This window comes from Streptomyces sp. ICC4 (genome assembly GCF_003287915.1).
GTDB classification, from domain to species: Bacteria; Actinomycetota; Actinomycetes; order Streptomycetales; family Streptomycetaceae; genus Streptomyces; species Streptomyces tritrimontium.
Genome location: NZ_CP030286.1, coordinates 7,423,351 through 7,442,814 on the forward strand (window position 1 = coordinate 7,423,351; position 19,464 = coordinate 7,442,814).

The 19,464-nt window shown below is 71.2% G+C and carries 20 protein-coding genes and 2 pseudogenes; 14 read left to right on the forward strand and 8 right to left on the reverse strand.

The annotated features are described in order from the left end of the window. Positions 1-13: 13 nt before the first annotated feature. From DRB89_RS34880 to DRB89_RS34890, 3 genes and pseudogenes are all read left to right on the forward strand, one after another. Complete coding sequence (locus tag DRB89_RS34880) at positions 14-739, forward strand: GNAT family N-acetyltransferase (RefSeq protein WP_112452395.1); 726 nt, start codon at positions 14-16, stop codon at positions 737-739. Continuing rightward, positions 736-1,567: pseudogene (locus tag DRB89_RS34885) on the forward strand (LLM class flavin-dependent oxidoreductase). The gene DRB89_RS34880 and the pseudogene DRB89_RS34885 overlap by 4 nt, the downstream one beginning before the upstream one ends. Before the next feature lie 207 nt (positions 1,568-1,774). Next, positions 1,775-2,359 carry a rhodanese-like domain-containing protein gene (locus DRB89_RS34890; RefSeq protein ID WP_112452396.1) on the forward strand — a complete coding sequence of 195 codons (585 nt, stop codon included), beginning with the start codon at positions 1,775-1,777 and terminating at the stop codon, positions 2,357-2,359. 235 nt (positions 2,360-2,594) lie between these two features. Here DRB89_RS34890 and DRB89_RS45255 read toward each other — a convergent pair. The 6 genes and pseudogenes from DRB89_RS45255 to DRB89_RS34920 all read right to left on the reverse strand — a co-directional run. Further along, positions 2,595-2,945 (reverse strand): annotated as a pseudogene (locus tag DRB89_RS45255) (type VI secretion protein); the annotation flags it as partial. Between the two features lies 1 nt (position 2,946). Next, a complete protein-coding gene (locus DRB89_RS34900) occupies positions 2,947-4,362 on the reverse strand; it encodes an ATP-binding protein (RefSeq protein ID WP_112452167.1) in 1,416 nt (471 codons plus the stop codon). Between the two features lie 19 nt (positions 4,363-4,381). Continuing rightward, positions 4,382-5,944, reverse strand: coding sequence for an SCO6880 family protein (locus DRB89_RS34905; protein WP_112452166.1), 1,563 nt, complete (start codon positions 5,942-5,944; stop codon positions 4,382-4,384). Continuing rightward, on the reverse strand, positions 5,941-7,254 hold the full coding sequence (locus DRB89_RS34910) for a hypothetical protein (RefSeq protein ID WP_112452165.1): 1,314 nt from the start codon (positions 7,252-7,254) through the stop codon (positions 5,941-5,943). Before DRB89_RS34910 ends, DRB89_RS34905 begins: the two co-directional genes overlap by 4 nt. Continuing rightward, a complete protein-coding gene (locus DRB89_RS34915) occupies positions 7,244-8,083 on the reverse strand; it encodes a hypothetical protein (protein WP_112452164.1) in 840 nt (279 codons plus the stop codon). Before DRB89_RS34915 ends, DRB89_RS34910 begins: the two co-directional genes overlap by 11 nt. Before the next feature lie 84 nt (positions 8,084-8,167). Then, positions 8,168-8,476 (reverse strand): hypothetical protein, encoded by a 309-nt coding sequence (locus tag DRB89_RS34920; protein WP_112452163.1) that lies wholly within the window; start codon positions 8,474-8,476, stop codon positions 8,168-8,170. A 409-nt stretch (positions 8,477-8,885) separates the two neighbouring features. On the opposite strand from DRB89_RS34920, the gene DRB89_RS34925 reads away from it, so the two are divergent. Then, positions 8,886-9,464: a hypothetical protein gene (locus DRB89_RS34925; protein WP_112452162.1), complete on the forward strand. Its 579-nt coding sequence runs from the start codon at positions 8,886-8,888 to the stop codon at positions 9,462-9,464. A gap of 182 nt (positions 9,465-9,646) precedes the next feature. Here the strand turns inward: DRB89_RS34925 and DRB89_RS34930 are convergent, their stop codons facing one another. Both DRB89_RS34930 and DRB89_RS34935 read right to left on the reverse strand, forming a co-directional pair. After that, positions 9,647-9,955, reverse strand: coding sequence for a hypothetical protein (locus DRB89_RS34930; protein WP_112452161.1), 309 nt, complete (start codon positions 9,953-9,955; stop codon positions 9,647-9,649). 195 nt (positions 9,956-10,150) lie between these two features. Next, positions 10,151-10,972, reverse strand: coding sequence for a pentapeptide repeat-containing protein (locus DRB89_RS34935; RefSeq protein ID WP_112463574.1), 822 nt, complete (start codon positions 10,970-10,972; stop codon positions 10,151-10,153). Positions 10,973-11,181: 209 nt separating this feature from the next. On the opposite strand from DRB89_RS34935, the gene DRB89_RS34940 reads away from it, so the two are divergent. From DRB89_RS34940 to DRB89_RS43350, 10 genes are all read left to right on the forward strand, one after another. Next, positions 11,182-11,556 (forward strand): hypothetical protein, encoded by a 375-nt coding sequence (locus DRB89_RS34940; protein ID WP_112452148.1) that lies wholly within the window; start codon positions 11,182-11,184, stop codon positions 11,554-11,556. Beyond that, positions 11,553-12,359, forward strand: a complete 807-nt coding sequence (locus DRB89_RS34945) for a DUF317 domain-containing protein (protein WP_112452149.1) — start codon at positions 11,553-11,555, stop codon at positions 12,357-12,359. Before DRB89_RS34940 ends, DRB89_RS34945 begins: the two co-directional genes overlap by 4 nt. Positions 12,360-12,394: 35 nt before the next feature. Then, positions 12,395-12,742, forward strand: a complete 348-nt coding sequence (locus DRB89_RS34950; RefSeq protein WP_112452150.1) for a hypothetical protein — start codon at positions 12,395-12,397, stop codon at positions 12,740-12,742. Between the two features lie 161 nt (positions 12,743-12,903). Then, positions 12,904-13,563 (forward strand): DUF317 domain-containing protein, encoded by a 660-nt coding sequence (locus DRB89_RS34955; protein ID WP_239516493.1) that lies wholly within the window; start codon positions 12,904-12,906, stop codon positions 13,561-13,563. Between the two features lie 209 nt (positions 13,564-13,772). Beyond that, positions 13,773-14,429: a DUF317 domain-containing protein gene (locus tag DRB89_RS34960; protein WP_112452151.1), complete on the forward strand. Its 657-nt coding sequence runs from the start codon at positions 13,773-13,775 to the stop codon at positions 14,427-14,429. A gap of 35 nt (positions 14,430-14,464) precedes the next feature. Next, a complete protein-coding gene (locus DRB89_RS43925) occupies positions 14,465-15,049 on the forward strand; it encodes a hypothetical protein (protein WP_204357901.1) in 585 nt (194 codons plus the stop codon). Between the two features lie 34 nt (positions 15,050-15,083). After that, entirely contained in the window at positions 15,084-16,877 is a 1,794-nt protein-coding gene (locus tag DRB89_RS34970) for a type IV secretory system conjugative DNA transfer family protein (RefSeq protein WP_112452152.1), read from the forward strand. 119 nt (positions 16,878-16,996) lie between these two features. Then, positions 16,997-17,893 carry a hypothetical protein gene (locus DRB89_RS34975; protein ID WP_112452153.1) on the forward strand — a complete coding sequence of 299 codons (897 nt, stop codon included), beginning with the start codon at positions 16,997-16,999 and terminating at the stop codon, positions 17,891-17,893. Between the two features lie 107 nt (positions 17,894-18,000). Next, entirely contained in the window at positions 18,001-18,642 is a 642-nt protein-coding gene (locus DRB89_RS34980; protein WP_112452154.1) for a hypothetical protein, read from the forward strand. Then, complete coding sequence (locus DRB89_RS43350; RefSeq protein ID WP_162688851.1) at positions 18,639-19,382, forward strand: DUF317 domain-containing protein; 744 nt, start codon at positions 18,639-18,641, stop codon at positions 19,380-19,382. The genes DRB89_RS34980 and DRB89_RS43350 overlap by 4 nt, the downstream gene beginning before the upstream one ends. The last annotated feature ends 82 nt before the right edge of the window (positions 19,383-19,464 follow it).

Genomic DNA, 19,464 nt, shown 5'->3' on the forward strand with positions numbered 1-19,464 from the left:
GGGTTCCGCCCCCATGAGCACCACCACGACGGCGTCGGTGACCCCGCACGTCCTCGACAACCCGGCCTGGGCCTCGCTGTCCGGCCCGCACGCGGCCTTCGCCGAGCGGGCCAGCGGCCACGCGGCCCGCTACGCCCCGGACGTCGCGCCGTTCTCCGCCATCGCCGATCCCGACGACCCCAGGTCCTGGGACGCGCTGCGCTCCCTGACCGGTGCGGGCGGGGTCGTCTCGCTCGCCGGGGTGCTGACCCCGCCCGACGGCTGGGAGGTCCTCGGCTCGGTCGGGGGCGTCCAGCTGGTCGACGTGTCGCTGCGCGCCGAGCCGGCGCCCGAGGCCGTGCGGCTCGGACCGGACGACGTGCCCGAGGTGCTGGAGCTGATCGAGCTGACGAAGCCGGGGCCGTTCCTGCCCCGCACCGTCGAGCTGGGCACCTACCTCGGCATCCGCCACCGGGGCCGGCTGGTGGCGATGGCCGGCGAGCGGCTGCGCCCGCCCGGCTGGACGGAGATCAGCGCGGTGTGCACCCATCCCGGCCACCGCGGCAGGGGCCTGGCCACGCGCCTGGTGCGGGCCGTGGCCGCGGGCATCCGGGAGCGGGGAGACGTACCGTTCCTGCACACGGCCGCGAGCAATGCGGACGCGATCCGGCTCTACGAGTCGATCGGCTTCGCCGTGCGCCGCAGGCCCTCCTTCACGGCCCTGCGGGCCCCCGGCGGCGAGGGCGGGGGCCGGTCGTGAAGTTCCTGGCCATCACCCTGATCACCGACGGCACGGACCCGGCGACCGGGGCCCCGGTGCCCACCCGCGAGCGGTTCCGGCAGGTCGTCTCGGCCGCGGTGCTGGCGGAGGAGCTCGGCTTCGACGGCTTCGGCGTCGGCGAGCGCCACGAGCGGCCGTTCCTGTCGTCCTCGCCGCCCGTGGTCCCCGCTCCGGCGGATCTGGCACGAGGACAAGGTGACGGCCCGGCCGCGCTTCCGGCCCGCGCTGACCGCCGCCGAGGTGCTGCCCAGGCCGTACCAGCGGAGCCTGCGGGTCTGGCACGGCAGCGCCACGAGCCGGGACTCCGTCGAGCTCGCGGCGCGCCACGGCGACCCGCTCTTCTCGGCGAACGTGACCCACCCGATCGGTCCGTACGCCGAGCTGGTCCGCCACTACCGCGAACGCTGGGAGCACCACGGCCACGATCCGGCGCACGCGGTGGTGGGCGCGGGCACCGCGGGCTTCCACACGGCGCCCACCTCGCAGCAGGCGGTGGCCGCGTACCGGCCGGCGTTCAGGCGGTACCTCGCCGCCCACGCGGCGCAGGGCCTGGAACCGGTCTTCAGGACCCTGGAGGACTTCGTCGAGCGGAGTTCGGCCCTGATCGGCAGCCCGCAGCAGGTGATCGAGAAGGTGCACCGGTACCACGAGGAGCTCGGCCACACGGTGCTGCACCTGCAGGCCGAGCCCGGCGGGCTCACCGAGGCGGAGCACCGTGCCTCCCTGGAACTGTTCCAGTCCGAGATCGCGCCGGTGCTGCGCCGCTCGATCCCGGATCCGGTGTTCCCCGGCCCCGTCGGCCCGTGAGGGGCCCCGCCGGGCGGCGGGCGGGACGTCCGGCGGCAGCCGCCCGGGGTCGCCCGCGGTCGCCCGCGGCCGTTGTTGCCGCAACGTGGCAACCTTGTGGCAGTCGTGCCGGGCGGCCGCCGCGGGGGCGCCGCCGCGCCTAGGATCCCCGGCACGTGCCTCCGGTCTTCCGCCCGGGCCCCCCTCTGCCAAGGACCACGATCCGCCATGAGTGTTTCCGCCGCCCTGAGCGTGGGCGAGGCGTTCCCCCGCCTCCCCGAGCTGACCGTCGTCGACGTCCGTACTCCGGGCGAGTTCGCGTCCGGCCACCTGCCGGACTCCGCCAACGTCCCCCTCGACCGGATCGCGGGGGCGCTGCCGGAGCTCCGGCAGGCCTCCGCGCGCGGACCCCTGCTGGTGGTCTGCGCCTCCGGCGCGCGGGCGGACAACGCGGTCGCCACGCTGGCGTCCCACGGCATCGACGCCTCGGCCCTCGCCGGCGGCACCACCGCCTGGGTGGCCTCCGGGCACCCGCTCGTCTACCCCGAGGGCCGCTCGCGGAGCGTGTGGGCCATGGAGCGCCAGGTCAGGTTCACCGCGGGCGCCGTCGTGCTGCTGGGCCTGCTCCTCGGGCTCCTCGTCCACCCGGCCTTCCAGCTGCTGTCCGCGGGGATCGCGGGCGGCCTGGTCTTCTCCGCCCTCAGCAACACCTGCGGCATGGCGGTCGTCCTCGGCCGGCTCCCGTTCAACCGGTGGGGAAAGTCGCCCGCGGGCGACCCGCTCCCGCCCGTCGCCCCGGAGCCCGGAGCCTGACGCCTGAGACTGCCTAGTGCTGTGGCCGGGAAGGTTTGCCGGGTCGCGGTGTCCGGTGCGGTGCATCTCCCCCAGCTACCGCTGGGAGGGGCCCCCGGGCGGAGGGCCGCCGCTTGTACTGGACGTACTTCGGTGGTCCGACAACGCGGCGAGGTGCCGTGCCGGGCGCCGGGTCGGGGCTCTGCTCTGGGCCCCGCGCCTCAAACGCCGGCGGGGCTGGGGTGGGTGGGTGGGTGCGGCGGGATTTGGTGCGGGCCACCACGCCCAAGAGGAAGATCGTGAGGACCAGCAGGACCAGGAGTTGGCTGATGAAGAGGCCCCAGAACAGGCCCCAGTTCGAGAGGGCCGAGGGGGCGGTGTCGGGCCAGGCCGCCGCGATGTCCTGGGGTTGGGCTATCAGCGAGCGGACCGCGGTCGGGGTGCGCGTGAAGGTGACCGTGTCCGGCCAGGCGCCCTTGGTGAAGAGGGCCGCCAGGCCGGTGGCCGTCCAGATGAGGACGGCCAGGCCGAGGAGGAAGGCCAGGAGGCCGACCAGGAGGCCGTCCGGGATGCCGCCCTGGGGACGGCGGTCCGTGTGGTCGGGCATGTCAGGCCACCGTTGTCGCCGAGCCACCGCCGTTGCGGTGGCGTTCCATCAGGAGGGCACGTTCCTCGGTTTCCAGTTCGGCGGCGAGGAGGTCGTCGGGCAGGCGGTGCTGGACCGAGGACTCGGTCATCGCGCGGTCCGTGTAGACGAGCGGGCGTTCGGCCTCGGTGATCAGGTGTTTCACGACCTGGACGTTGCCGTTCACGTCCCAGACCGCGATGCCCGGGGTCAGGGTCGGGATGATTTCCACCGCCCAGCGGGGGAGGCCGAGGACCCGGCCCGTGGCGCGGGCCTCGTCCGCCTTCTGGGCGTAGATCGTGCGGGTCGAGGCCATTTTGAGGATCGCTGCCGCTTCGCGGGCCGCCGCGCCGTCGACCACGTCCGAGAGGTGGTGGACGACGGCCACGAAGGACAGGCCGAGGCGGCGGCCGAACTTGAGGAGGCGCTGGAACAGCTGGGCCACGAAGGGGCTGTTGATGATGTGCCAGGCCTCTTCGACGAGGAAGATGCGCTTCTTGCGGTCCGGGCGGATCCAGGTGTGTTCCAGCCAGACGCCGACGATCGCCATCAGGATCGGCATGGCGATGGAGTTGCGGTCGATGTGCGAGAGGTCGAAGACGATCAGCGGGGCGTCGAGGTCGATGCCGACGGTGGTCGGGCCGTCGAACATGCCGCGCAGGTCGCCGTCGACGAGGCGGTCGATGACGAGCGCGACGTCCAGGCCCCAGGCGCGGACGTCGTCTATGGCCACGTTCATGGCGAGCGCCGATTCGGCTTCCGGGTGGCGGAGTTGTTCGACGATGTCCATCAGGACCGGCTGGCGGTCGCGGATCGTGTCGACGACGTAGGCGTGGGCGACCTTCAGGGCGAAACCCGAGCGTTCGTCCAGGCCGTGGCCCATGGCGACTTCGATGATGGTCCGGAGCAGCGCGAGCTGACCGGTCGCGGTGATCGCCGGGTCGAGGGGGTTGAGGCGGATCCCGTCGTCGTTGGCGGCGATGGGGTCCAGGCGGATGGGGGTTATTCCCAGCTGCTGGGCGATGAGGTTCCATTCGCCGACGCCGTCCTCGCCCTGGGCGTCGAGCACGACGACCTGGCGGTCCCTGAAGCGCAGTTGGCGCAGGACGTAGGTCTTTTCCAGGGCTGATTTGCCGTTGCCCGACTCGCCCAGGACCAGCCAGTGGGGGGCCGGCAGCTGCTGGCCGTACAGCTGGAAGGGGTCGTAGATGTAGCCCTTGCCGCTGTAGACCTCACGGCCGATGATCACCCCGGAGTCGCCGAGTCCGGGGGCGGCGGTGGGCAGGTAGACCGCCTGGGCCTGGCCCGTGGAGGTGCGGACGGGGAGTCTGGTGGTCTCGACCTTGCCGAACAGGAAGCTGGTGAAGGCGTCCGTCAGGGCGGACATGGGATCTCGCATGGGCGGCCATTCCCTCCAGCTAGCGTCGGATGCCGGTGGCGAACGGCAAGGTGTTGACGAAGGCGCGGTGGTGCTCGCGGTCACACCATTCGAGCTTCAGGTACGACTTGCCCGCCGAGGCACGGATGGTGCGCTTGTCGCGGGCGAGGGCTTCGGGGGAGCGGGAGGAGACCGTGATGTAGCCGACCAGGTTGACTCCCGCCGCGCCGCTCGCGAGGTCTTCGCCCCGCTGGTCGAGCCGGCCGTGGGCGGCGATGTCGCGGGGGTCGACGGTGCGGTTCATCTTCGCGGCGCGGCTGGCGTCGGCCTCGTCGTTGGTCTTCTCCGTGAGCATCCGCTCGATGGCGATCTCGGTGGGCTCGAGGTCCATGGTGACGGCGACCGTGCGGATCACGTCGGGGGTGTGGACGAGGAGCGGGGCGAGGAAGTTCACGCCGACCGGGGTCATCGGCCATTCCTTCACCCAGGCGGTGGCGTGGCACCAGGGGGCGCGGGTGGAGGACTCGCGGGTCTTGGCCTGGAGGTAGGTCGGTTCGACGGCGTCCAGTTCGGCGGGCCAGGCGTTGCGCTTGGTCATGGCCTGGATGTGGTCGATGGGGTGGTCGGGGTCGTACATGGAGTGCACGAGGGAGGCGAGGCGGCCCTGGCCCAGCGGCTGGCGGACGCGGATGTCGGCTTCGGCGAGGCGGGCGCAGATGTCGGTGAGCTCGCGGGCCATGACGATGGCGAGGCCGGCGTCGCGGTCGAGCTTGCGGCCCTTGTGGGGGGTGCCGGCGCGGGCGATCGTGTGGGCCTCGGCGGCGAGTTCGCGCGTGAAGTGGATGCAGGCGACGAGGTACGCGCGGTGCTGCTCGGAGGAGGTGGACACCATCGACTGGAGCTGGTCGTACGAATCGCGCAGCCAGACGGGGGCGTTGGTGTTGCCGCGGGCGGCGACGTCCTTGTCGTGGGCCTCCGGGTCGGCGGGCAGGGTGCGTACGAGCATCTGGAGGCGGGTGACGAAGCCGTCGCCGTTGGCCACGTGCTTGAGGAGCGTGCCGAAGCGGTCCACGAGGGCTTCCTGGTCCTCGCTGTCGCGCAGGCCGACGCCGGGGCCCTCGATCTCGATGGCGGCGGTGACGGTTCTGCGGTCGGCGTGGAGCAGGACGGCGATCTCGTCGGGGCCGAAGGGTGCGGCGAGCCAGTTGATGCGGCCGATGCCGGGGGGCGGGCCGACCTCGACCTCGCGGCCGTCGGCGGCGCGGATGCCGGCTTCCATGGCACCCGAGCGGAACGTCGTGCCGCGGCGCAGGGTGCGCTTGAAGCTGCGGTTGATCTCGAACCAGCGGTAGAAGGTGCGGCCGCGGTAGGGGACGTAGACGGCGGTGAGGGCGAGCATGGGGAAGCCGGCGAGGGAGACGATGCGCAGGGTGAGGGAGGGGACGAGCAGTCCGCTCATCATGCCGAGGAACGCGCCGGCGATGATCAGGGCGATCTCGCCGGTCTCGCGGTTCTTGCCGACGATCGCGTTCGGCCGGGCCCGGCCGATGAGATACGTGCGGCGGGGCGCGACCGGGTGGAGCTGGTGGGACTGGGTCGTCACCGCCCGTCACCTCCTGTGTTCCTCGTGCTGGAGCCCGTACGGGGCGGGGGTGCGGCGGCCGGGCCGGCGCCGCCGTTTCCGCCGCCGGAGCCGCGGCTGCTGTGCGCGGCCATGCCTCCGGAGATCTGGTTGGCGTCGCCGCCGCCGCTCGCGCGGTGGGCGCCGCCGCCACCGCCGCCGCGGCTGCTGTGGGTTTTGATGCCCTGGGAGACGAGGGAGGCGGGGGAGCTGATGACGGCGGCTGCCTGGGCGCCGTCGGTGGCCTTGCTGCGGTTGGTGCGGGCGGAGGCGATCTCGTCGCCGAAGCCGGGTACGAAGCGGTAGATCATCGCGGAGGCGAAGATCGCCAGCAGGATGATCGCGAGGCCGGAGACGACGGCGGAGAAGGCGTTGGGGCCCTTGTCGCCCGCGAGGGCTCCGGCGAGGCCGAGGACGATGACGATGACCGGCTTCACGAGGATGACGGCGATCATGATGCCCGCCCAGCGGCGGACGTGGCCCCAGAGGTTGCGGTCGACGAGGCCGGCGTAGACGACGGTGCCGAGCAGGGCGCCGACGTACAGGAGCGCGGCGCGGATCACGAGCTCGAGGCAGAGGATGCCGGCGGCGAGGACGGTGACGAGGGCGACGACGATCAGCATGATCGGGCCGCCGCCGATGTCGTCGCCCTTTTTGAGGGCTTCGGCGAAGGAGCCGAAGAAGACGTCGGTCTGGCCGCCGGTGGCGGAGGCGATGACCTCGGTGACGCCGTCGGTGGCGGAGACGACGGTGTAGAGGACGAGGGGGGTGAAGGCGGAGGCGATGACGGTGAGCCAGAGGAAGCCGATGGCTTCGGACATGGCGGTGGCGAAGGGGACGCCGCGGATGGCTCGTTTGGCGACGGCGAAGAGCCAGAGGACGAGGGTGAGGATGGTGGAGGCGGCGAAGACGATGGCGTACTGCTTGAGGAAGGCGCCGTTGGTGAAGTCGACGTTGGCGGTGCCGTTGACCGCTTTGCTGAGTTCGCCGACGATCCAGGCCGCGGCGTCGGCGCAGCCCTTGGCGAGGGAGGAGAGGGGGTTGAGGGCGTCCGTGGGGTCGCTGGGGGCGAGGCCCGTGCGGGGGGGTTGGGTGGTGCTTTCGCCTCGTTCGCAGTATTCCCGGGCCGGGCCGGCGATCAGCGCGCAGGGGTCCTTGCTCGCACTCGGTGAGGGTGACGGCGTTGGTGTCGGCGCGGCCACCGCGCGGGTGGCGAGGAGGATGACCGTGGTCTGAACGGCTGCTGCCGTGGCACCGATGCCGCGGAGTGAGAGCCTGCGGCTACCGGGCATAGGTGAAGCCTCCGAATTCGGTGACGGCGCGGCCGATCTCGTCGGAGGTGGATACGGGGTTGTCCCCGGTGACCGGGGTGGGACCGTCGGCCTGTGCGGTCTCGACGATCTTCCAGTCGGACCCGTTCCACTTGAGGGTCAGGGAGATGGTGAACCAGCCGCTGGTCACGGGGCGCGTGGACTTTTCACCGGTCAGGCCGAACATGCCGATGCACCAGACGTCGACCGCGGCGGTCCCGCCGGAGAAGCCCTTGACCTTGGCGCCGGCCGGCACGGTCCGGTTGACGAACGTGGAACCCGTAGGCGCCAAGCCGTCCTTGGTCAGACCGATCTGGGAGAGGAGCCCGGCGGAGTAGTCGGCGTCGAATCCGCTCTGGAGCTTCGCCCGGGTGCTCTCGTCTGCGACGGCATCGACGATGGCGTGTCTGCGCGGCGTATTGAACATGCCGTCAGAGCCCAGCGCCACGGCGTAGTTGGTCGCCGCCGACTGGGCGCCTTGCTGGTCCTGAGGGAAGCCGGAGGGCACCCCGGACGCTTTGCTCCCCACCGGAGGGACGCCCGTTACGGCTGTCGGGTCGGTCGACGGGGCCTTGTTCGAGGTGGTGGGAGGGGACGTGGGGGAGTGGGACTGGTTCGCGAAGGCGATGGCCGCGATCAGGAGGACCACCACGCCGACGACCGTGATCAGGCCGCGCGAGGCGCGGGGGGTGCGGCGGGGGGTGCCGTACGGGTCCGAGGCGGATTCCGGGAAGCGGGTACGGGTCTGGCCCGTGCCGCCGACCTCGCCGTGGCCCGCGCCGCTGCCACCGTACTGGTCGTCGCTGCTCATTCGGTGTCGCCCCCTCCGCGTCGTACGACGGTAGCGCTGGTATCCGCGCAGGCGCGGCGTGCTGGGTCCTCATCAGGGCTCTGGCTAGACGGCCATTCCGTACACGATGGTGAAGAGGGTGCCCAGGGAGCCGATGATGAAGACGCCCGTCAGGCCGGCCACGATGAGGCCCTTGCCCTGTTCCGCGCTGAAGGTGTCGCGCAGTGCGGTCGCGCCGATGCGCTGTTTGGCCGCGCCCCAGATGGCGATGCCCAGGCAGAGCAGGATCGCGACGGCCATGACCACCTCGACCATGATCTTCGCTTCATTGCCGAGACTGCCGAACGGCCCCCAGTTCGGGGCGATTCCGCCGATGATGGTGGTGATGTCGCCTTTTTCAGCTGCCAGGATCATGTAACTCACCGCCCCTGTATGGGTAGTTCCGGTTGCCCTCGCCCGGACGGCAGGGGTCACGCACTATCTTCGCTGATGAAACCGCCGTCGTATGTCGACTTCGCGGCTCTCTTTACCCGATCTGTCGCGCCGGGTTCCGCTCGTATGCCCTGACCTGGGCTCGGGCGGCGTGTGGGGGAAAGAACGTATGGTCACTCTGTGTATCACGAGGGGTGACCGCGGGCAATGATTGTCGTCTCGCCGTACGGGGTGCCTGCCGAGGGGCCGCCGTTCGGCGCAACGGGAGTGCGTGTCGTTCGACCGTTCCGCTGACATATGTCCGACATTCCGTCAGTCGTTCCACCCGGGTGGGGGGTTGCGGGGGATGCTCCACGTCGTTCGGTACGACGACGTGAGGAGTGGGCGACAGATGGGTTACTTCACCAAGGCGGGGCGGCGGGCGGCCTGGCTGGCCGGCGGGCTCGCGCTGCCGCTGGCGCTCGTGCTCACGGGTGCCTCGGTCCCGGAGGCGTCGGCTGCCGGCGGTGGTACGTGTGCGAAGCCCTCCGGGGACGAGGGCCTGAGGTCGAAGGCGGCGGCGCCCGGCGGTGGGTGTCCGGGGCCGAAGGGGCCCAAGGGTGACCGGGGTCCGAAGGGTGACCGGGGGCTCAAGGGGGAGCGGGGTCCGACCGGGCCGTGCGCCGACCTGGACTCGATCAAGGCGATGGGTGACCAGGAGCTCAGTGCGGCGCTGAGCCGGGGGCGGGTGTACATCGGCCGGCGGACCGTGGCCGGGGCGATGGTCGGGGCGTACGTCTGGAGGGACCTGACCACGCGGGCCAACCCCGGCTACCCGAGGGACGCGTGCGGAGTGTCCATCACGTACACCAACTACCGGGCGTACGTGAAGGTGCTGACGACGGGCGGGGACGTCTCGGAGATCTTCTGCGACTACTCGGCCATGGGCGTCCTCTGCCCGCTCGGCTGGCAGGCCGTCGTCAAGCCGTGACGGCCGGCCTCCCCGCCGGTGCCGCGCCCGGGGCACGAGCCGGGCGCGGCACCAGCGGGGTGTCCGGGTGTCCGGGTGTCCGGGTGGGCTGACGGGCGGACGGGCGGACGGGCTGACGGGCGGACGGGCTGACGGGCGGACGGGCTGACGGGCTGACGGGCTGACGGGCGGACGGGGTGTGGTTACGGGACGTAGATGTTCGAGGTGAACGGGGCGAAGCGGGTGTCGCCGGGGTGGATGACTCCGATGATCGCCCCGCTGCACCAGCGGCCGCTGGTGATGAAGACCGGGTTGTCGGTGTGGTTCGCGACCGCGGCGGGGCCGTTGTGCGCGATGCAGCCGGACGGCTCGTGGATCGCGCGGCCGTTGATGACCAGATCGCCCGAGGACGCGTGCGCGGCGCCACCGGCGCCGAGGACGAGGGCGGCGGCGGCCGCGAGGGTGCCGAGGGTGCCGCGAGTGCTGAGGGGCGTGGTCGCTCGTCGTCGCATGGGAAACCTCCAGGGAGCCGTCCGATGACGATCATCTTCCGGTTGCGTGGCTCACCGTATGGGGTGCGTTGCCCAGCGTCACGTCAGGTGGGCGGCGGGTGGATGCGCGAGGGGCGCACATCTCTCCGGCGAGCGCCGTTCTGTGAGCGCCGTCCTGTGGGTGTGGGGGTGTACTGGCCCTGCTCGGGCGGAGCGTTACGGGAGCCAGTGCGCGGGGTGCGTGAGGGAGTCCGGGAGGCGGGTCGCGGGGTTGCCCCGGGCCGCGCCCAGTTGGGCCTGGGTGAGGAAGAGGGCCTCGCGCAGGTCGGCGTCCCGCAGGTCGGTGTCGCGGAGGTCCGCGCCGATCAGGTCGGCCGTGCGCAGGTCCGCGCCGCTGAGGTCGGCGGCGATGAGGTAGGCGCCGCGCAGGTTGGCGCCGCGCAGGTCCGCGCCGGAGAGGCGGGCGCCCATCAGGTCGGCGCCGCGGTGGTTCTTCTTGCGGCCCGCCACCTTGGCCCGTACGAGTTCGCTGGTCTTCAGCAGGAGGGTGTTGACCTCCTGGCGCAGGGGGTTGATGTCGAAGTCCGCGAGGGCCCGCGGGGCCGCTTCGGTCCATCGGGCGGTGGTGGCCAGCGCGGTGCGCAGGTCCGTGTGGACCGGGCGGGCCGCCGGGAGGGGCAGGGCCTCGGTGAGGGCGAGGGCCTCGGAGAGGTAGAAGAGGAGCTCGTGCAGCTGCCGCATCAACGGGAAGACCTCGAACATCGCGCCGGCCGTGCCGGGGTGGGCGCGCCAGTCGCGGCCTTCGAAGGTGACCTGTGAGACCTGCTGGCCCGCGCCGAAGCAGTCGAAGACGGTGCAGCCCGGGAAGCCGGAGTCGCGCAGCCGGGTGTGGATGCCGCAGCGGAAGTCCTGCCGGAGGTTCTTGCAGGGGGTGCCGGCGGGCTTGTTCACGGCGAAGTCGGTGGACTTGGCGAAGGGCAGGGCGACGCAGCACAGGGCGAAGCAGTCGGCGCACTCCGCCCGCAGGACGGGGAGCAGCGGGGCCGACGGCGGCGGGGTGGGTGAGGTCGGGCCCGGAGATGTGAATACGAGACAGGCCCACGCCTGGCCGTCTTCCTGCTACGCCGCTACCTCCGCACAGTGACCGCCGGCTCAGTCGGCCGACACAACCCGCTCGCCACTGGCCCGTTCGGAGTGCTGGACGAGTCCCGGCGTACAGGCACCACCGCCGAGAGACCAGGAGGAGCATGACCATCCACGACCCAGACGCCCTGACCCGGCACATCGCACAGCAGATCGCACTGCTCAACGAACACCTGGTCACGGCTCCGCCCCGCCAGGCAGCCCGGACCCTCAGCCAGGTCCTTGACCACGAAGACGGCATCCTCGGACAGCTGACCACCTTGATGGTCACCGGATCGCGTTTCGCCCAGGACCGGGCGACCGCCGGAGTACTGCCGCCCGAGGCATGGCTCGCCCTCGGCCGGGCCGCGAATGAGCTCCACGACATCGGCCTCGACCTCGACGACCACACGGAAGACCTCCGCCGACTCGCTCAAGCCCCGGCAAGCACCCCGATTCCGGCCACAGCCTCGGCTCTCGTCGCCAGGAGGCACCGGTGAAGAAGACCTGGACAGGCTGGGGGCCGACCGCCGACCAGCCGCAGCAGCACTACCTGGTCGAGCCCCGCCACCTCGGAGGCGGAGGCGATCTCCGCTTCGTCGCCGAGTACCTGCGCGCCTCCGGCTGGAAGGACATCTCCCGCACCGGCGGCCCAATCGCCTTCGACAGCCCCGACCGCACGGTGCGGGTCGGCTTCGACCCGACGGCGATGCCCGGTGGCTGGACCATCTCCGGAAAGGCTGTGGGGCAGCAGCCGGCCTGGCACGCCACGTTCACCATGGCCGTGCCGATCGAGATCGTCGCGGGCTTCACCGACACCCTGACCAAGTCCCGCTCGGCCCATGCCCCAAACGTGTGGGCTCCGCTGGAGGAGAACGGGTGGGAGACCGAACGCGGGCAGCACTTCACCGCCGTGTCGCCGGACCGTAATGCCTGGCTGCAGTTCCACCAGAGCGAACCCGGCCAGGCGCACTGGTGGGCCGGGGCCCGCACCGAGCACGGCCGGGCCTGGGACGCGGTCTTCACCCCGACGACGCCGATGCACCTCGTCCAGGGCTTCTCGGCCGCTCTGTCGGACCCGACTCCGGTCCTGCGCCAACGCGGCGAGGTCCCCGCAACGAAGTGGATCCGCACCACTTCGGTGTCCGTACGCCCCTCCGAACTCGGAGGCTGGCAGCAGGCCCGGATCACCGCCGCCCGCGCCGCCACCTGGGCCCGCAACTCCTGGAGCGCCGCCCGCCCCCGCCAGCGCACTCCCGCCAGCCCCTACACGTCAGCCGGCGCAAGCAAGTCCCGCCGCTGACCGCCCGGCCCACACCACGACCACCGAGGAACCCCATGACGGCACTCTCCAATGCCCCCCTTCCGGAGAAGATCGACCAGGCCGTCGACATCCTCCTGGAGCTCAGGGACCACCTGCGGTCCGAGCCGCCCACCGACGAGGTCCTGACGCTGCTGATACCGCTTGTCGACGAAGACCTCGGCATCCCGATGCTCCTGTCCGACGTCCTGCGCGCATCCGCCCGAGCCATCGCCACCGACGCCGACCCGTACAGCGAGGAGGTCAGCTCGGTGGTCGCCACCCTCCGCGAAGCGGCCACCGAGATCATGCAGTGGTACTCGCTGCACTGGGAGGTCCGCCGTCTGGACACTGTCATCGACGACACGCCGGGAGCGACGTCCTGAGCCAGCGGCCCTTCATCCACACCCGCGCCGACGAACCGCACAGCCGGATCTGGTTCGAGACCAGCCCCCGCCACCTCGCGGGTCGCGGCGACCCCCGCCACATCACCCAAGCTCTGCGTGCAGCAGGGTGGTCCAACCACTCCGACCCGGACTACCCGCACGTGATCCTGGCCAGCCCCGACCAGCGTTACGCCCTGGCCCTGGAACCGGAGAACGAGTCGTACTCCAAATGGTGGCGGATCAGCTGCACCAGCGACACCGAGAACTGGTATGCCCAGTTCGGCGGGAACACCCCGGTCGAGATCCTCGCCGGATTCACCGACGCCCTCCTCGCGCCCATACCCCAGACCGCCCCCGACGTGTGGTCCACCCTCACAGCGGCGGGCTGGAGTTACACCAGGGACGAGCGCGGCCACGAGCTCGCCGAACACCCCGACGGCATCATGCAACTCCGTCGGTGGAACAGGACGACCAGCTGGAACACCGGCTTCATCGCCTGCGCCCTGCTCCCCGACAGCCTCGGCGGGCAGGAAACGGTGTGGGAGGCCCACCTCGGAAACGCCCCACACCTTGCCGCCGCGTTTGCCACCGCACTGGTCGATCCCGCGCCGGTCGCACGGGCCGAGTTCGACGTCCCGCACAGCCACCTCGTCACCCAGAAACCCGGTGGCCGCCAGGGCAACGACCTCGCGAAGCAGCACGCCGCGCGCCTGGCCCAAGCCCGTGCCGCCGCCGTACGCAACCGGCGTACCGCCCTCACGACCCAGCCAATCCCCAGCTCGGCCCCGGCGGCGCCCATCGCCGCCGGGCCCCGGCGCTGACAGCGCCACCCCGACCGGTCTTCAAGGAGCCGTCCCCTCTGTCCATCACCGACCGGCAGCTCGCCGCCTTCGCCCACGACCACGAGAACCTCGGCTCGGCCATCACCCCGCGCTACCTCGCCGACGCAGGAGACCCCCGCCACGTCACCCACGCCCTGCGGGCCCGCGGATGGAGTCTGGACTCCGACCCGCTGCACCCGGCGATTCGGATGACCAGCCCCGACTACGCCTTCCGGCTCGACCTCACGCCGACGCCCAGCAGCTTTCACCGCTGGTGGCGCATCGACAACAACTACGGGTCCGGCTTCTGGTCCGCCACGTTCAACGGCGACACCCCCGCGGAGATCGTGGCCGGCCTGACCGACGCACTCATCCGGCCCGAGCCCGAAGAACCAGCCCCCTCCGTGATCGACGTCCTCACCGGCCGCGGCTGGGAACACACCACGTCCGAGACCGGCTCGCAGAGGCTGACCTCGCCCGACGCCATCGTCCAGGTGGAGCTGTACGTCTCGCCCTCCCTGGGCGTCATGGGCTGGGAGATCGAGGCCGCCCACCACTTCGGTCAGTACGGCCCGGAGCAACGCATCTGGCGGGCCCACCTCGACGCGGCGACCCCCGCTCACCTGCTGGCCGCCGTCGCCGAGGCGATCTCCAACCCCACGCCGGTACTGCGCGCCCGATTCAAGATCAACGACAGTGCCCACCTGACGCAGGGCCCGGAGTTCGCGATCGGCTCCGAGGTCGTCGGCGCACACAAGAAGCGCCTGGCGGAGGCCCGCCGCCACCGGCCCAAGCCGCGCCTCACGACCACCGCCGTGGCCGCGCCCGCACTTCCCACCGCCTCATCGCCCAGGCCCGCCCGGTAGCCGCCGGCCACGAACTCCCCATCCCCGAAGGACCCGTGACAAATCCCGACCCCCACGCCGGGCACCAACTCCTCCTGGGCCAGCTCGCCCTCTACCTCCGCGAGGCGGAGCAGATCCTCGCTGCCTGGGACACCTACTCCGACAAGCACAGCGACCCCGACGGCTGGCCGCACGACGAGAGGGCCTACGGGTTTCGCCAAGCCCAGCGCGACGCCGACACGTGGCGGTCCTTCAATCGGATCCGCTCCGGTGCCGGCGGCCTAGTCGCCACAGCCGAGGTCCAGCTGCAGAAGCTTCCGAAGCGGAGCCTCCACCAGCGCTGGGCCTGGCAGATCGGCGCCCTCCGCACCGCCCAGGAACGGATCAGTGCCCTGCAGAGCGAGTGGCTCAAGTTGCGCGCCACCCTGCCGGAGTCTGTACGGCCCGGGGTCGAGGAGTACGGCGTTCCGCTCGCCGAGCGGAACGCCGAGGCCTGGCACTACCTGGACGAATGGGCCCTGCACGGCCAGGCCGTCCTCGACATCCACACGGCCTTCCGGCGCAGTCAGTCCCGGCCGGCCGCCGTTCCCGTTCCCGCGCACCCCGGCCGGGACACCAGCCCGGCAACACCCCGCCGGTAGACGCCCACCGCCCCCTTCCCCTGGAACCGCCCTCTTGTCCAGCACCTCCCCCAACTCCAACTCCGACGGCTACGACATAGCCTCCAAGGCCCTCCTCGGCGCCTTCGCCGTCGCCCTGCCTCTGTCCACCCTGGCCTGGCTGGGCGGCAACGCGACCGCCTGGGTCACCGGCAGCGGCCCCTGGGTCCCCTACCAGCCAGCGGAAGCACTTCTCCACCCCGAACGCCTATGGCCCGCGGCAGGAGAAACGTCCCTGCTGATCGGAACCCGCGTTCTCCCCACCGCGGTTCTCCTCACCCTCACCGTCTTCGGATACCTGTGGTGGTCCCGGCGCCGGGGCACCAGCGGGAAGAGGAAGCGTGTCGCCGGGATGGCCAAGCAGAGGGACATCGAGCCGCTGCTCGCCAAGGCCATCACCGCCAAAGCCCGCTCCCTGCGGCCCAGCCTGAAGGAGGTCAAGGCCATCGACGCCTCCGACACCGGCGTCCTGCTCGGCAACCTGCAGGGCAGCCGCTCCGAGGTCCGGATGGGCTTCGAGGACGTCGCGGTCGCGATCATGGCCCCCCGATCCGGCAAGACGACCTGCCTGGCAATTCCCGCGATCCTCGCCGCCCCCGGCCCCGTGCTGCTCACCTCGAACAAAGCAGCCGGTGACGCCTACACCGCCACCCTCGACGCCCGCGGGGAGGACGGCCGGACCTGGAGCATGGATCCGCAGCAGATCGCCCACGCGGCCCGTGAGATGTGGTGGAACCCGCTCGCCACCGCCAAGTCCCTAGATGGGGCCGGTAGGTTGGCCGGGCACTTCCTCGCCGCGAGCGTGGATGCCTCCCAGCAGGGCGACTTCTGGTCCAAGGCCGGATCCAACATCCTGAGCCAACTGTTCCTGGCCGCAGCTCTCGACGAACGCCCCATCACCGACGTCATGCAGTGGCTGGCCTTCCCCGCCGACCGCAGGCCTCTGGACATCCTCCGCGACCACGGGTTCTCGGCCGTCGCCGCACAGCTCAAGGGCACCGTCGAAGGCCCGCCGGAGACCCGCGACGGCATCTACGAGACCGCGAGGCAGTACGCCTCGGCGCTCCTGAACAGCGAGATCGCCGCGTGGGTCACCCCTCAGAAGGGGGTCGCCGAGTTCAAGCCCGCCGACTTCGTGACCAGCAAGGACACCTTGTACCTGCTGTCGAAGGACGGAGGCGGCGGAGCCAGTGCGCTGATCGCCGCGTGCGCGGACTCCGTGATGCGGGCCGCGACCACCCAGGCCGAACGGGCCGGCGGACGCCTGGACCCGCCCATGCTTGCGATCCTCGACGAGGCCGCCAACGTGTGCAAGATCAGTGACCTCCCCGACCTGTACTCCCACCTCGGGTCCCGCGGGATCATCCCGATCACCATCCTGCAGTCCTACCGGCAGGGGCAGAAGGTTTGGGGCGACGCAGGCATGGACGCCATGTGGTCCGCGTCCACCGTGAAGGTGATCGGCTCCGGCATCGACGACCCGGACTTCGCCGACAAGCTCAGCAGGCTGATCGGTGACCACGACGTCGAGACGAAGTCCACCTCCATCTCCGACTCGGGGAAGTCCACCAGCATCAGCATGCGCCAGGAGCGGATCCTTCCCGCGGACGCGATCCGCGCCCTCCCCAAGGGAACCGCGCTCTGCTTCGCCACCGGCATGCGCGCAGCCATGCTCGACCTGCGCCCCTGGTACCTGGAGCCCGGCGCCGGCACCCTCGCCGCCGCTTCCGCCGCCGCGTCCAAGGGCATCACCGACCGAGCGGTCGCCAAAGCCTCGCCACAGAAGGACGGCTTCGGGAAGGCGGCGTGAACAACCCGGACCGCTCGCCGAAGCACGCTCCGTGCCGGTCGCAGTGACCTTCCCGAAGACACCGGGAGGGGTCTCGCCCTGGCCCCCGACAGCCTGCCCCCTCGAACAGAAGGAGCCCTGTGCCTGATTCGCACCCGCCGCCCCTGGAATACCCCGGCCTGTCTGACTTCATCGACGACATCATCGAGGATCTTCGCCGGCACCCGATTGGCATCGACCACGTCTCCGTCAGCACCGTCACACGGCACATCAGCCAAGTCAGTGCACTCCTCGCACGGGTAGCCGACGAGGCTCACGCCCACAGCGACCACGCCCGCCGTCACCCCGAGCCCAGCATCTGGCGGCCGACCCACATCCTTTCGATGACGACGGTCTCGCTGGCCGAGGCGCTGTCCGGCTATACGAAGATCCTCGCCCCCCTAACCATCGCCTGCGAGCCCACCCCGTACGGCACGGTCGACGACGCCATGGACCGCTTCGACTTCTACGAGGCCACCGATGAGCACCTGCCCGTCATCCGCCGGGCACTGTCCGAGGCCCGCGACCACATAAGGCCGGACGCGACCGCCCCCCAGCCGTCGTCAGCGCCCAGCTCCCCAACCCGGCCGCCCGCAATGGACGACGCACCCGGGCGCCCCGACCCTTCGCCGGCAGACACGAACTCCGACCGCGGTCCGCAACCATCCCCACCCCGGGTCCCGGCCAAGTTGAACGACGCCCAGCACCGCGCGCTCCAGGTCATCGCCGAGCACGAGATCACCGTGTATCTGAGCAGGCACAAGCTGGCCCTGTCCGGCCAGCCCGGCCCTCACCGGTTCACCATGCGCACGGTGGAGGCCTTGGAGGCGCAAGATCTGGTGAAGCGTAGTTCCGCCACCACCCTCGTGACGGGCCAGCGACTGCACCTCACTCCCACTGGCCGCCAGGCCCTCGACAGCCTCGGCCCGGTCCCACTGCCCGCTCCGGCTTCCGCTCCCGTACGTCCGGTCCGCCCACCGGCGGCCCGCACCCGCTAGCCGGGATGCGCGACAACGCCCCGGACCGCCCGTAGGCACCAGCGTCGACACCTTCGTGCCCGCGCCCTGGAACCCAACCTGTGCCCGATACCCCATGAGAGTTCGCCTTGCAGATCATCGACCTTGCAGAACAGACCCGCTTCCTCGGCCAGGTGGCCCCCACTCTGAAGGCCCTGCGCGAGGAGGTGGAGAGCGTGAGGGCGGGAGAGATAGCCAAACCCCTTCGCGAGATCGGGCCGACCGCCGTCCGCGTACAGGACTTCGCGATGCAGTGCACCCAGCAGGCCCTCACGCTGTCGACCAGCCAGTACGCCGCCATGAAGGACGGCCACGAGAACCTCGCCGAACTCGTCGAAGCCACAACCCAGATATCTCTCGCCGCCACCCTGTGCACGCTCGCCATCCACCGCCGCACCGAAGTCCTGCTGTACGACGACGCTGATGAGACCCCCGCGGCGAGCCGCAGCAGGCTGAGTGAGGCCACCGAGGAACTGGATCGAGCGGCGAAGACGTACCACCGGCTGGCACAGCGCCTGTCCCATCGCCTGGCCTCGTTCGCCGCGCGACGCGAGGACCAACAGCTGATCGCCCGGGCAGCGGGTAGTCCCGGCGTGACCACGACGCCGAAGGCGCATGCGGCACGGCCTGAAGTCCTCGGTCCGCCAGCAGGCGTCGTCGGGGCACCTCACCCCACCGACACGGCACCCGCAGCCTCGCCGCCCACACCGCGAAGCCCGGGGCGCAGGTGACCGGCCTCGCCCCCACCGATCGCGTCCTCGTCTCCCCGCGCTACCTGGCCGGCGCGGGTACCGACAAGATCACCGACGTCATCGGGCCGCTCGTCCGCCTCTTCGACTGGCGGGCAGAACAGAACCAGCAGCATGTGAGGCTTACCCATCCCCAGGGCACAGCAGCGCTGGACTTCACCCCCGAGAGCCCCGACGGCCTGTGGTGGAAGATAGAGAACGTCGAGCCCCACTGGCAGATCCAGATCAGCCGCCAGGCCCCGATCGAGGCGGTATCGGCCGTCGCCCAGAGCCTGCCGCAGCTCCTCGGCGACCACCGTCACGCCGAACAGATCTCCATCACCAGGCTCTCGCTCCGCGAGATCGCCGTCACCAACCGGTGGGTCCGCGCGCCCGACAACAGCGCCTACAGCTCCCCGGACAGCCACTGCTCGGTGCACCACCGCCCCCGCCCCGGCGTCGGCTGGTCCTTCGAGCACTCGGTCTACGACGGGTTCGACACGCACTGGAGCGCCACCTTCACCGACGCCGTGCCCGCGCCGCTGGTCGCCCAGTTCTTCTCCCACCTGGCGTCCAGCACGCCCGTGGAGCGCCAGTACCGCGAGATCCCCTTCCTCTCCCGCGACCTGAGCGCCGCGATCATCACGCCCGCCCACTCCGCAGGCCTCGGCGCCCACGTACACCACGCACTCGCCCAGATCCCTCAGCCCCGCCCACCTGCGGCACCGCCCCGCCGTCCCTGATCGGACCGCCAGAAGCGGCCTCGCCTGATTGACGACTGCCCCCGCTACCGCACCGAAGAGCACCGCACGACGCTAACCATCC